We start from the raw sequence: 13,601 nt of genomic DNA, 5'->3' as shown, positions 1-13,601 counted from the left end.
AACTGACCTTAGTGCTTTAACAACGAAGCAGGTTCCATATTTTGAACCATTTTCAAACGTTGGTCTGCATAAATATCAGTATATGGTGCGAGTACGCGCATAAAACGATCGAAATAAAGCATTTGCTTAAATAATAAAGCAAAATCACGTGGGAATTTAATCCCGTGGCGCTCTCCAACCCCTACCATATCCATCATGATATCGTTTAAATCGGCTGGATTTGAAGACAAGATCTGTTGCGGATCGGCCATTAATACGCCATTAAACAAACGCTCTAGATCTTGAGCCAACACCTGAACGTCAATTTTGTTATGGGTCATACCCATTTTCAGCATATTTTCAGCCATTGCCTGATAATCAGTTTTTTGTAAGGCGTCCATAAATGCAATACATGCAGTCCAAACTTCAGGTTTTAACTGACCGACGATACCAAAATCAATAAAACCAATACGCCCATCTTCAAGCAACATTAGGTTCCCAGCATGTAAGTCGGCATGGAAACTCTTACATAGCATGAGACTACCAAACCATGTATTCATGGCAGTAATCAGTACTTGCGATGGATCTTTAGCATATTGTTTTACGACACTAAAGTCAGTCAAAGACACACCGTATAGGCGTTGCATGGTCAAAACACGGCGTGTAGAAAACTGATGATAAACTTTAGGCGCTGTCGCTGCTTTATTTTGTGAAATATTAAGATATTCCACAAAATCATCTAAGTTTTGTGCTTCTTCAATGAAATCGACTTCACGGACCATACGGCTTTTAATTTCATCTACAATTTCAGAAAGAGCTGCGAATTTGATCTTTGGTACTGCACGTTCAAGCAACTTGGCAGCCCAATGCACTACACTTAAGTCTGTATATAAAATGGTTTCAACACCAGGCTTTTGTACTTTAATAACAACATCTTCACCTGTCGTCAGTTTAGCTGCGTGAACCTGAGCAATTGATGCAGAAGCTAATGGCTTTTCATCGATATAACTAAAAATTTGACTTAAATCGCGTCCTTCAAACTCAGATGCAAGCACACCTTGAATATAACTAAATGGTAGTGTTGGTGTCTGGTCTAAACAACCTTGAAATTCTTCTACATATTCTCGTGGGAAAAGCGATGGCGTACTCGCAATAAACTGACCAAGCTTAATATAAGTTGAACCAAGTGACTCAAAAGTCTCTCGCATGAGTTTGGCATTACTTGGTTTTTCAGTTGCGTATTTAATTCCAGCTTTGGCCGCAACCACTGCTGTTTCACCAATGCGGGCGACTGAACGCAGCCCATCAAACAAAATATTTTTTTTCATATTTCTTCAAAACCAAATCATTCAGGTTGAGTGTAGCAAATTTTGTTTAATTTACTGATTAGCTTGCCTGACAAAGTGGGCAATTTACATCTTTATCAAAACTAACAATACGTTGTGTCATATTTAAACCATCCCACAATAATAGTTTCTGCTTTAAAGGTACACGATTTAAACCTAAATACAGCAAAGTGTGATGTGCTTGTAATGACGCTATCATTACAGGAGTAGTTGCAAGCACCCCTGACTCTGCACAGCGCAGTCCTACATTGCTATGCTGTTCTTTCGGGAAAAGACATTCATAACAAGCTGAATCTCCTTCAACCATAAACATTTGCGCCTGAAAACCAATTGCTGAAGCACTAATTAGTGCGACCTGATGTTTCTTACAAGCTGCATTTACTAAATAACGAGTTGTAAAATTATCACAACCATCTAAAACCACATCTTGGTGTTCAACAAGTCTATCAATGTTATGTTCATCTAAACGTTCGTTATAGTATTCAACACAGATATAAGGGTTAATTTTCTGTAAACGTTTAGCCAAAATTTCTGCTTTGTAGCGACCAATATCTTCATGACCAAATGCGATTTGTCGTTGTAAATTACTTATCTCGATCGTATCTGCATCAATCAGTGTAATTTTCCCAACTCCTGCTCGCGCTAGTAGTTCTGCACTGCTACAGCCTATTCCGCCAGCACCGACAATCAGCACATTAGCAAGTTTGAGTTTTTCCTGAGCTTCAATATCCCACCCATCAAGTAAAATCTGACGGCTATAGAGATGCATTTCTTCATCACTTAACTCTACAAAATCGATATCTTGAAGCTCGGTCACGCGTTAATCCTTTCTCTTAGAAGCCAAGTGATTTTATGACTAAGTTAATCATTATGAAAGCTATAAAATGGAAACAACTTTTTTATTCGGTTAATACCCTATCACATTACTTCTTTCACACTTTCTGCAACAATAAGACTATCTATTTTCTGTATTACTTAGGCTAAATATGACGCAATCATATATTGCACCTGTAGAGTTAGAAAAAGCTTATCGTTTATTAAATCATGGCCCAACTGTGCTTGTTTCCGCACAACATGGAGACGACCGCAATGTAATGGCTGCCGCTTGGGCATGTGCCTTAGAGTTCAAACCAGCCAAAGTGTCCGTCGTTTTAGATAAAAGTACGAAAACTCGACAGCTTGTTGAGCAAAGCGGTTACTTCACCCTACAAGTTCCTTGCTATGCACAGCTCGATCTGACTCATCAACTTGGAACTATTAGTAAGTTGGATGATCCACAAAAACTTGAGCATTGTGGTGTTGAACTATTTTATCAAGAAGATCTTCCTAGCCCACTTGTATCAGGTTGCATCGCATGGCTTGTATGTAAACTTATTCCTGAACCCCATAATCAGTCAGCTCATGATTTATTTATTGGTACTGTTGTAGGTGCATGGGCAGATAGCCGCGTTTTTAGAGATGGGCACTGGCACTTTCAAGATGCGCCGAAAGAACTTCGCAGCCTGCACTATATTGCAGGTGGAACTTTTTATTTGATTGGTGAGGAAGTCAAAGCTCAAATTTAATCATTAAAAAGCGAGTTTCATTTAATTGCAAAAAACCGCATAACAATTGCGGTTTTTTGCAGTCAACGACATTTTTTAAAATCTAATACTTAAACTTGAGCCACTTCACGAGCAATCACCAAGCGTTGAATATCAGAAGCGCCTTCATAAATCTGGCTTACACGAACATCACGATAAATTCTCTCTACAGGGAAATCGCTCACGTAGCCATACCCACCATGAATCTGGATCGCATCCGAACACACCCGTTCAGCCATAGTAGATGCAAATAGCTTTGCCATTGAGGCTTCTTTTAAACAAGGCAGCCCCGCGTCTTTTAAAGTTGCAGCATGCAAAACCAACTGATGCGCAGCTTCAATCTGGGTCGCCATATCGGCTAAACGGAAACCAACCGCCTGATGCTGAACCAGCTCTACACCGAAGGCCTTACGCTCATTTGCATATTGCACCGCTGCATCAAAAGCAGCTCTTGCCATTCCAACAGATTGAGCAGCAATACCAATACGTCCAGCTGCTAAATTAGATAGCGCAATTTTATAACCCTCACCCTCTTGCCCTATCAAATTTTCTAAAGGAATTCGGCAGTCCTCAAAAGAAATGGTTGCGGTGTCCGAAGCATGTTGACCCATTTTGTCTTCAATACGAGTGACTAAGTAACCTTGTGTATTGGTCGGTACAAGGAAACATGAAATGCCTTTTTTGCCAGCTTGTTTATCGGTGACCGCAAATACCAAAGCCACTTGAGCATTTTTACCACTGGTAATAAATTGCTTTACGCCATTGAGTACCCAATGGTCGCCATCTCGCTCGGCTTTACATAAAATCGCGCTTGCATCAGAACCTACATGTGGCTCAGTTAAACAAAAGCATCCTAGCCATTCGCCAGATGCAAATTTTGGCAAATAGGTTTGTTTTTGCTGCTCTGAACCGTATGCCAATGTAATACCGCAAATCAAAGAGTTTTGAACACTTACGATTGTCGAAATAGCACCATCACCCGCAGCAATTTCTTCAATTGCAAGCACTAAAGATACATAATCCATTCCGGCACCGCCCCATTCATCGGGCACGGTCATCCCCATAGCACCTAGTGCACCTAAATCTTTTAATTCCTGAGCAGGAAATTCATGGGTTTTATCGCGATGTGCGGCTGTTGGTTTTAACTGATTTTGCGCATAATTACGCATCATCTCCTGAACCATACTTTGTTCAGCATTTAAGATCATTTCAGCATCCTTATTTTTATTATTTTGCTGCCATACGAATTGCACCATCTAGACGGATGACTTCACCATTTAAGTAAGAGTTTTCAGCAATATGTGCCACCAAACGAGCGAATTCTTCTGGTTTTCCTAAACGAGATGGGTACGGCACCATTTGTCCCAAAGCATCCTGTACATTTTGTGGCATCCCCTTAAGCATTGGGGTTTCCATAATTCCCGGCGCAATGGTCATAATACGAATAGCATGTCGCGCAAGCTCACGAGCAATCGGCAATGTCATCGCAACAATAGCGCCTTTTGATGCCGAATAAGCTGCCTGACCAATTTGACCATCAAATGCTGCTACAGACGCAGTGTTTACAATCACTCCACGGTCTTCTTCACCTTCTTCAACCGTGTTTTTACTCATTACATCTGCTGCAAAACGCAGCATGTTAAATGTACCTGTAACATTAATATTTAAAGTCTTTGAAAATAATGCCAAATCATGTACACCTTCACGACCAACTACTTTCGCAGAAGGGCCAATACCCGCACAGTTCACCAAACCATGCAAATGACCATGTTTTGTCAAAACATCCTTAAAGAACTGTTCAGCAGCAGCTTCATCGGCCACATCAAGTTTTACAAAGTCAGCTTTTGGCCCCCACTGTTTTGCTTGTTGCTCACCTGCTTCTACATTCATGTCTACCAAGGTAACTGAAGCACCTTGTTGGACTAAATACTCAGCTGTTGCAGCACCTAAACCAGAGCCACCACCTGTAATGACAAAATGTTTCCCTTGAATTTTCATTATGTAATGTCCTATAGAAATGTTCTTTAAACTTAGTAGTGAGAGTAAAAGTTGTTGTTTTCCGATACAATTTCAAAAAGCCTCAAAATGCTTGCAGCTTTTGATCAATCCAAATTTTAAATATGCAGTATTTCACTTGAAATATATGAAGAAAATATGAGTCTTTGACATGGTTGTCCAATCTTCTTTAAGTAAAGGCACAATTTCGATTGCACTAGTACATGAAGCACTGAGTGCAGCTTATGCCAAAGGCCTAAATACACAAATAATTCTAAATAAAGCAGGCATCCCCGCTGAATTACTGATGTCTCCAAAGGCACGTGTGCCTGTTACAACCTATGCCCAATTGTGGATAGAGCTTGCCAATGCCATGAACGATGAGTTTTTTGGGATGGATAGCCACCCCATGCGGCGTGGAAGCTATAAATTACTGACTAAACTCGTCAGTACGGCTGAAACTTTAGAAAAAGCACTCTACGATATTTTGAAGTTTTTTAACTTTGTTTTAGATGATATGCACGGAGAACTCATTCGAGAACAAAAAAAAGCTTATTTAGTGATTCATGATCGTGAACAGCCTAAACGCATGTTTACCTACGCAACCTTTTTAATATTAGTGCACGGACTTATGTGCTGGTTGGTAGACCAGCGAATTGGTTTAAATACTATTATGGTACGTTGTCCTAAACCTCAAGATATTCAGGACTATTTAGTTCGTTTTGGTGAAGATATTCAATTTAATGCTGAGATAAATCGAGTTGAGTTCGATGCCCACTATTTAGATATTAAAATTAAGAAAGATAAAAAAGCGCTTTATGATTTTTTAGAGCAAACTCCGCAAAATCTTTTAGTTCGCTTTAAAAATGAAAATGCCTTAAGTGTACTTATTCGTCGCCATTTATTGAAACTCCACCCTGCACAATGGCCCGAACTTAAAGATGTAGCTCACCAACTCAATATTTCAGAAGCCACTGTTCAACGTAGACTGAAACATGAAGGTGTAAGCTATCAACAAATTAAAAATGAAATCCGTTGTGATATTGCTGTTCAACGCTTAAGCAAAACGAATGACTCAATTCAAGATATTAGTGAAGATTTAAGCTTCCATGACCCAAGTGCATTTCACCGTGCTTTTAAAAAATGGACAGGTGTCAGCCCAGGTGCATATCGAGATAATTTAACTGGACACAAGCAATAACATATACATCGAATGAAGCTTAAGGCGTTAGAGATTAAGCTTATGATATTTATGTATTTTAAATTCAATATTTCAGATAAACGCTTTATTTAAAACTTAATAATATTCATAAAAACAGTGATTTATAATTTTATTCAAACTTTTATCTTTCAAACTGATTTATAAATCAAAATAACTAAGTTCATAAGCCTCTAAACACGTGAAAGGATGATCTCCTATTTCATTTCGGTTTTATTTTTATCATGTCTATAAAATCAAAATTTTCTCTACCAAAGACTTTGTTGGCATCAACATTGGGGTTTGTATTTGCTTCATCTGCTTTTGCAGCAATTCCGACTACACTTAAACTTGATTATGCTTACTATGCACCAACCAGTTTAGTCGTTAAAGATCAAAAGCTTCTCGAAAAAGCACTACCAAATACCCAAATTAAATGGGTTTTTAGTCAAGGTAGTAACCGCTCATTAGAATATCTCAACAGTAACAGCGTCGATTTTGCTTCTACCGCTGGATTAGCTGCTGTATTAAGTCGAGCGAATGGTAGTCTAATTAAAACGGTTTATGTACAAAGCCAACCGGAATGGACCGCGCTTGTTGTCGCAAAAAATTCACCAATTAAAAGCCTAAAAGATTTAAAAGGTAAAAAAATAGCAGCTACCAAAGGAACCGATCCTTTCTTATTTACACTACAAGCACTAGATACAGTCGGTTTGAGTAAACGTGATGTACAACTGGTTCATCTACAACACCCAGACGGCAAAACTGCATTAGAGCGTGGCCAAGTAGATGCTTGGGCTGGACTTGATCCATTAATGGCTTCAGGTCAAATTCAATCGGGTGCAAAATTGCTTTATCGTAATGTTGGATTTAATAGCTATAGCGTACTGAGCGTTAAAGAAGATTTTGCAAAGCAAAGCCCTGAAGCGGTAGAAGCCGTTATTAAAGCCTACGAACAAGCCCGAAAATGGGCAAAAGCCAATCCAGATAAAGTGGCAGCACTTTTAGCTCAAGAATCAAAACTTCCTCTACCTGTGGCTAAACTACAACTGAGCCGAACCAACTTCGATCAAAGCATTCCATCAGCAACTCAAGCACAAGCGCTAAAACGTTCTGGGAAAATTTTGACAGAAGAAGACTTGGTTAGAAAAGGTACCAACGTCAATCAAGTGGTTGATCAGTTGTTAGACCCTCGTTTTGCTCAAAAAGTCGTGAAATAGTATATGAGTGATTCACTTAACAAAGCTGAGCTAAATCACTTCTTAGCTCAGCAGGCTTCAAAATCTGAGAAAAAGCATCTAAACCACAAATTTACACGGTGGTTTAAAGTGCTACTCATTCCCCTCATCTTTTTAACGGCTTGCGAGTTTTTAGTCAGAAATGGCTATATCGATGCTTATCTACTCCCTGCACCGTCTAGTTTATGGCAATCTTTTTTAGATTTAGCTCATAGCGACCTGTTTGCCCATATTTATATTAGTACATGGCGTGTTCTGTTGGGCTTTATTATAGGAAGCGGTTTAGGTTTAATTTTTGCGATTTGGGTTGGATTAAGCAAAGAAGCAGAAGCTTATTTAGAACCAACTTTTTCAGCAATTAAATCGATCCCAAGTCTTGCTTGGATTCCCCTGTTATTGCTTTGGTTAGGAATTGACGAAGGTTCTAAAATTACATTGATTGCAATCGGAGCATTTTTTCCAACCTATACCAATACAGTTGCAGCAATTCATAATGTAGATAAAAAGCTCATTGAAGTTGGAAAAGTTTATCGGCTTAATGCTTTTCAGCGGATTATATCTATTATTTTACCGGCAGCATCTCCAGGCATTTTAACGGGTTTACGTAACAGCTTAAGTTTATCTTGGATGTTTATGATTGCAGCTGAACTGATTGCAGCCACTCAAGGGATTGGCTATTTACTCAGTGATGGCCGAGAAACGTCTCGACCAGATATTGTTATCATTGCAATTATTTTATTAGCCCTATTGGGTAAAGTAACCGATACCTTAATGAAACTTATCGAAAACTGGTTATTACGTTGGCGAGATACACTACAAAGGTAATTTTAAATCCAGCATGCCAAAGTGACTCGATCATTTTGGCCATAGTCTTGAATAGTTTTAATTTGGCTAAAACCATACTCTGTGAAAATATCTCGAACAGCTTGTCCCTGATCATAACCATGCTCTAGTACAATCCAGCCTTGCGGTTTTAACCAGTTTTTCCCTTGAGCAATAATAATTTCAATATCAGCCAGTCCCTGATGATCTGCAACCAATGCACGGCGTGGTTCTGTAGCCAAAGCTTGCATGTGTTCATCTTCAGGGTCAATGTAGGGCGGATTAGAAACAATTAAATCAAACTTTTGTGGTTCAAGTGCGTCAAACCAAGCGCCGCAGGCAAATTTCACACGTTGCAAATCATGTGCTTGTGCATTTTCTTTTGCGACTTCTAAAGTAGGCGCATAAATATCAGTTGCCGTGACTTGCCAATCTGGACGTTCACTTGCTAATGCAAGCGCAATTGCACCTGTTCCCGTTCCCAAATCAACAATATTTGCAGTATTTGGCAAATTTAGATTTAAAACAGTTTCAACTAAAACCTCAGTATCAGGTCGTGGCACTAAAGTATCAGACGTTACTTTTAAATCGAGTGTCCAAAATGGCTGTGAACCCGTCACATAAGCTAAAGGCTCACCATTTTGGATACGTTCAAGACCAGCCAAGTAATCTTGCTTTTGTTGGGCAGTTAACTCTTGCTCAAGTCTAAACTTTAATTCAAGCGAATTGATTTTTAGAAAATGCTCAAGTAACCAAGCATTTTCTTGTCGTTCATAACTGTCAGGCTCACCACGAATTGCAAGCGCTTGAGCAATATTCATTAGCCGCCATTTTCCTGTGCAAGCATCGCAAGCTGATCTGCCTGATATTCACGATGTAAGCTATCAAGTAGTTCAGTTAAATCACCTTCCATAATCGCGTCTAACTTATATAAAGTTAGGTTAATACGGTGATCTGTCATACGCCCTTGTGGGTAGTTATAAGTACGAATACGTTCAGAACGGTCACCAGAACCGACCAAATCACGGCGCATTTCAGAAGTTGCTGCATCGGCTGCTGCACGTTTAGCATTTTCTAAACGCGATACTAACAATGCCATCGCCTTAGCTTTGTTTTTATGCTGTGAACGTTCTTCTTGGCACTCAACGACTGTACCGGTTGGAATGTGAGTAATACGCACTGCCGAATCGGTTTTGTTAATGTGCTGACCACCCGCACCTGACGCACGGTAAGTATCAATACGTAAATCTGCCGGATTAATTTCAACGTTAGTATCAACGTCAATTTCAGGCAAGATCGCAACTGTACATGCTGACGTATGCACACGACCTTGTGATTCAGTGGCTGGAACACGTTGCACACGGTGAGCACCACTTTCAAACTTTAAGCGACCGTAAACGCCATCACCATCTACACGGCAAATAACTTCTTTAAAGCCACCATGCTCGCCTTCATTTTCAGAAAGCACTTCAATACGCCAGCCTTGTGTCTCTGCATATTTACTATACATGCGGAACAAATCACCAGAGAAAATTGCAGCTTCATCACCACCTGTTCCAGCACGGATTTCTAAATAAGCCGCATTAGAATCATTCGGATCTTTTGGAATCATCAAAATGTTGAGCTGGCTTTCTAATTCTTCAAGCAATGTTTTATTTGCTTGAATTTCTTCTTCTGCCATATCTTTAAAGTCTGGGTCCGACTTCATCATTTCAGCAGTTTCAATATCTTCTTCTGCTTGACGGTATTTGCCCCAAACTTCGGTAATTTCAGATAAATCACTATGTTCACGAGACAATTTACGGAAACGTTTGTTATCGGAGATCACTTCAGCATCTGCAAGCAATGCAGTAAGTTCTTCATGTCGATCACAGAGTTGATCAAGTCGTAAACGGAGTGACGCTTTCATAAGAGGAAATATCTCAAAAGTCCAAAAAGCTTATCGAACGCTATGTAAGTATAGAAGATAAGCAAAATCGTAAAAATAGCGCATAGTTTACAGATTATGCTGCTTAAATGACATATATAATCAGCCAATTCATCAACTTTCCCAATAAGTAGAGGCGTATAAATATAATGATTTCGAATAAGATTTATTTACTTGCCTATAATTTGGCTTTTCTGTAGGAAATAATAAGTCATATTTTCCCTTTATATGACAATAGAGGCTTTATTTAAAAAACCTCTTTGCTCAGCCAAATTATTTTAATTTTTTTAATAAAGTTTTACCCACTAAAACAGCCGACGCTGGGTTTTGTCCTGTAATAAGTTCACGGTCCACCACTACGTTTGGAGTCCATGCAGTGGTATTACTTTGATACTTACCTCCAAGTGACTGTAATGCAGTTTGAGGATAAAACTTCATTTCTCCACCTTTTAATAAAGCTTTAGCCTGTTCTTCTTCCTGATTACTAATCACCGTCATCCGATAATTTTTATAAATCCATTCACCAGTTTTGACTGTTTTACCTTGTTCTAGTTGGCTAATTACTTCCGAAGCATTAGGTAAAGTAGACATTAATGCAATAGGACCATGACAGACCAACGCAGTAGGTTTACCAGCTTTATGGAAAGCAGTAAGTACTTTTCCAAGTTGTTTATCTTTTAATAGATCTTGCATAGGCGCATGCCCACCTGGAATATAAATAGCATCGAACTGGTCTACACCAATTTGCTCAATACGAGATAGGCTCACAACTGGAGAATCTTGAGCAGATGTTAATTTTAGATCATGCAATAAACCTGCATACTGCTTTAACGCTTTTTCATCTTGATTAAAATATATCGCATTATTCGATGATTCATCTAAGGTTGGAGCTTTCCCTTTTGGTGTAGCGAAAGTTACTGTATGGCCTGCATCTAAAAGCATTTTTGTAGGCTGCATCAATTCATTAAGGTAAAAACCTGTTTTAAAAACCTGATTATTCTTTAGCTCTAATTGGGCTTCATCAGATAAAACAACTAATACATGAGCGGCATTTGCACTTAATGCTGCTGAAGCGGTAATCATAGCAAGGATTACTTTATTTAACTTCTTCATTATTCGACCTTCATTCCAACCATTTGCTGGTTTTATAACTGGGATGGATATATTCTACTTTTGCTAGTAAGGTAGATAAACAACCATATTTACAAATCTTTTTTGCGTTTGAGGACAAAATGTCTCGTCAATTTGACCATCTTGCAGATGTTGAAGTGTTTTTAATTGTGGCTGAAAAGCTTTCTATTAGTGCAGCTGCAATTTATTTAGCAACAACTCCTTCAGTCATTAGTAGAACAATTACACGACTTGAGAAAAGATTAGGTATTCAGTTTTTTAGAAGAACAACTCGTCATTTAAGTTTGACCGAAGCAGGTCAGCTTTATTATGAAAAGATGCAACATGCATTTCAGTTTATTGACCATGCAGAGCGAGTGATTCAAGGTGAACAACTACAAATTTCTGGAAAAATTAAATTAAGCGTCCCCACAACTTATGGGCATTATCGTTTGCCCCCTTTATTAGAAAAATTTCTTTTGCAATATCCAGACATTCAAATTGAAATCAGTATCTCTAATCGAAACGTTGATTTAATTGCTGAGGGATTCGATTTAGCTATTCGTCAAGGACACCTTCCAAATAGCTCTTTTGTGGCTCGCCCTTTAGAGCAGGCACCTTTAAAACTTGTTGCCTCACCCACTTACTTAAAACGTATGGGTACTCCAAAAACACTAGAAGAGTTAAATTATCATCAATGTATTGCCTTTGAGTTGCCAAGTAATGGCAAGGTCACTCCGTGGTTCTTTAAAGATATAGATCAGGAAATTCAGTGGATACCAACGAATCGGATTTTAATAAAAGAAGATATTTTAGGAGTCGTGTCTCTTGCTGAAAATGGGCTAGGGATATGTCAGAGTTACGAATTTATCGTTAATGAAAAAATTCAACAAGGAAAGCTACAGCCCGTACTTGAGGGTTATGCAGGTCATACACGCCCTTTCTCTTTACTATATGCACAACATAAGCATATGTCTTCTGCCACACGAGCTTTCATTGATTTCTTGTGTTCAACTGACCGTAAATAAACTTAAGAATGTTAAATGAGAATTACTTTTTTCTATATGAGTATTAAATATTCTATTTTAATAGAAAACATACAAACCAGACACTAAACTGCAATACTCAAAAGATGGTTCTCCATATTTTAGGAGAAGTGTTTTGTTACATTTGCCGTAACAAAAGATTAGGCGTCCTGCAGTTAAGGACACGGAGTAGAATATGAAATTAAATGCTTGGTTATGTAGCGCTGTTTTAGCAACTTCTATGGTTACTGTAGCGCATGCTGACAATACAACACATGTAGCAGCTGCTTCTGCTCTAGGTAGTGTCGCTGGTACTGCAATTGGTAAAAGTATGGGTGGGACATCTGGCGCAACAATTGGTGCTGCTTTAGGTGGTGCTGGTGGTGCAGCTGTTGCAAGTGATCGTCGTCACCGTACAGAATCTGCAATTGGCGGTGGTTTAGGCGGCGGTGCTGGTTATACCGTTGGTAAAAGCATGGGCGGTACGAACGGTGGTTATATCGGCGCTGCTTTAGGCGCGGCAGGTGGTTCTGCTTTAGGTAATAAAATCTCTAAAGACCGTGATGCTGACCGATCTTCTAAACACTGGAAGAAAAAACACCGTCGTCATCACTAATCAAAGTGGATGAATAGACATTTAAGCACCTTCGGGTGCTTTTTTATTTTTGATTAAATTCCACGCTACCATTTGATATACACATGATTTATCCACATATTAATACAAACCATACAAACCGACACAAAACACTCGTATCTCCGTTTGGCTTCTCCATAATTATCACGAAATTTTTTATTACATTTACCTCAAGATAAAAATACTGTCCTTTCAGTAAAAAGGACATGGAGTTCCAAGATGAAAATGAATATTTGGTTAGCTAGTGCAGTACTTGCAACGTCTTCTATGGTAACAGTTGCACATGCAGATAATGGTACGCGTGTTGCTGCAACCTCTGCTTTAGGTAGTGTAGTGGGTACAGCAATTGGTAAAAGTATTGGTGGTACCTCAGGTGCAACAATCGGTGCTGCTTTAGGTGGAGCTGGTGGTGCAGCTGCAGCAAGTGACCGTCGCAATCGTACAGAAGCTGCGATTGGCGGTGCATTAGGTGGTGGTGCTGGTTATACCGTTGGTAAAAATATGGGCGGTACAAATGGTGGTTACATCGGTGCAGCAGTAGGTGCAGCTGGTGGTTCGGCACTCGGTCGTAAAGTAGCTGAAGACCGTAATTACGATGACCGTTATGATCGCGGCCGTTATGATCGTGATGACCGTAGATATTACGATGGTGACCGTCGTTATTATAAAGGCGGTAGCCGTCGCCATGACAATGGCTTACACCGTGGTTGGTATAAAAACCGCTAATACACAAATGAATCAAAA

General features: G+C 39.3%; 14 protein-coding genes. 7 read left to right on the top strand and 7 right to left on the bottom strand.

The genetic code is table 11. The annotated features are described in order from the left end of the window. Nucleotides 1-8 precede the first annotated feature (8 nt). Both SOI76_RS06630 and moeB read right to left on the bottom strand, forming a co-directional pair. Nucleotides 9-1,307, bottom strand: coding sequence for an ABC1 kinase family protein (locus SOI76_RS06630; RefSeq protein WP_002119658.1), 1,299 nt, complete (start codon nt 1,305-1,307; stop codon nt 9-11). A 58-nt stretch (nt 1,308-1,365) separates the two neighbouring features. After that, a complete protein-coding gene (gene moeB, locus SOI76_RS06625) occupies nt 1,366-2,142 on the bottom strand; it encodes a HesA/MoeB/ThiF family protein (RefSeq protein WP_104078938.1) in 777 nt (258 codons plus the stop codon). Nucleotides 2,143-2,311: 169 nt separating this feature from the next. Between moeB and SOI76_RS06620 the strand changes: the two genes are divergently transcribed. Continuing rightward, complete coding sequence (locus SOI76_RS06620; protein WP_104078939.1) at nt 2,312-2,890, top strand: flavin reductase family protein; 579 nt, start codon at nt 2,312-2,314, stop codon at nt 2,888-2,890. 89 nt (nt 2,891-2,979) lie between these two features. On the opposite strand, the gene acads is transcribed toward SOI76_RS06620, so the two are convergent. Together acads and SOI76_RS06610 are read right to left on the bottom strand one after the other, a co-directional pair. Then, entirely contained in the window at nt 2,980-4,116 is a 1,137-nt protein-coding gene (gene acads / locus SOI76_RS06615; protein ID WP_104079239.1) for an acyl-CoA dehydrogenase family protein, read from the bottom strand. Between the two features lie 19 nt (nt 4,117-4,135). Then, complete coding sequence (locus tag SOI76_RS06610; RefSeq protein ID WP_104078940.1) at nt 4,136-4,906, bottom strand: 3-hydroxyacyl-CoA dehydrogenase; 771 nt, start codon at nt 4,904-4,906, stop codon at nt 4,136-4,138. Between the two features lie 169 nt (nt 4,907-5,075). Here SOI76_RS06610 and SOI76_RS06605 point away from each other — a divergent pair, with 169 nt between their 5' ends. From SOI76_RS06605 to SOI76_RS06595, 3 genes are all read left to right on the top strand, one after another. After that, entirely contained in the window at nt 5,076-6,104 is a 1,029-nt protein-coding gene (locus SOI76_RS06605) for an AraC family transcriptional regulator (protein ID WP_104078941.1), read from the top strand. A 242-nt stretch (nt 6,105-6,346) separates the two neighbouring features. Beyond that, nucleotides 6,347-7,321: an aliphatic sulfonate ABC transporter substrate-binding protein gene (locus tag SOI76_RS06600; protein WP_104078942.1), complete on the top strand. Its 975-nt coding sequence runs from the start codon at nt 6,347-6,349 to the stop codon at nt 7,319-7,321. Between the two features lie 3 nt (nt 7,322-7,324). Then, nucleotides 7,325-8,164, top strand: coding sequence for an ABC transporter permease (locus SOI76_RS06595; RefSeq protein WP_104078943.1), 840 nt, complete (start codon nt 7,325-7,327; stop codon nt 8,162-8,164). A 2-nt stretch (nt 8,165-8,166) separates the two neighbouring features. Here SOI76_RS06595 and prmC read toward each other — a convergent pair whose 3' ends face one another. The 3 genes from prmC to SOI76_RS06580 form a co-directional block, all read right to left on the bottom strand. Continuing rightward, on the bottom strand, nt 8,167-8,982 hold the full coding sequence (gene prmC / locus SOI76_RS06590) for a peptide chain release factor N(5)-glutamine methyltransferase (protein WP_032055663.1): 816 nt from the start codon (nt 8,980-8,982) through the stop codon (nt 8,167-8,169). Further along, a complete protein-coding gene (gene prfA, locus SOI76_RS06585) occupies nt 8,982-10,070 on the bottom strand; it encodes a peptide chain release factor 1 (RefSeq protein ID WP_002119588.1) in 1,089 nt (362 codons plus the stop codon). Before prfA ends, prmC begins: the two co-directional genes overlap by 1 nt. 291 nt (nt 10,071-10,361) lie before the next feature. Next, a complete protein-coding gene (locus SOI76_RS06580; RefSeq protein ID WP_205668363.1) occupies nt 10,362-11,201 on the bottom strand; it encodes a type 1 glutamine amidotransferase domain-containing protein in 840 nt (279 codons plus the stop codon). A gap of 119 nt (nt 11,202-11,320) precedes the next feature. On the opposite strand from SOI76_RS06580, the gene SOI76_RS06575 reads away from it, so the two are divergent. The 3 genes from SOI76_RS06575 (at nt 11,321) to SOI76_RS06565 (ending at nt 13,583) form a co-directional block, all read left to right on the top strand. Then, on the top strand, nt 11,321-12,226 hold the full coding sequence (locus SOI76_RS06575) for a LysR family transcriptional regulator (RefSeq protein ID WP_104078944.1): 906 nt from the start codon (nt 11,321-11,323) through the stop codon (nt 12,224-12,226). Nucleotides 12,227-12,419: 193 nt separating this feature from the next. Then, entirely contained in the window at nt 12,420-12,839 is a 420-nt protein-coding gene (locus tag SOI76_RS06570; RefSeq protein ID WP_016140574.1) for a glycine zipper domain-containing protein, read from the top strand. A gap of 237 nt (nt 12,840-13,076) precedes the next feature. Then, nucleotides 13,077-13,583, top strand: coding sequence for a hypothetical protein (locus tag SOI76_RS06565; RefSeq protein WP_016140573.1), 507 nt, complete (start codon nt 13,077-13,079; stop codon nt 13,581-13,583). Nucleotides 13,584-13,601: the final 18 nt, after the last annotated feature.

The organism is Acinetobacter pittii, assembly GCF_034064985.1.
Lineage (GTDB): Bacteria > Pseudomonadota > Gammaproteobacteria > Pseudomonadales > Moraxellaceae > Acinetobacter > Acinetobacter pittii_H.
This window is presented reverse-complemented; position numbering and strand designations above follow the sequence as displayed.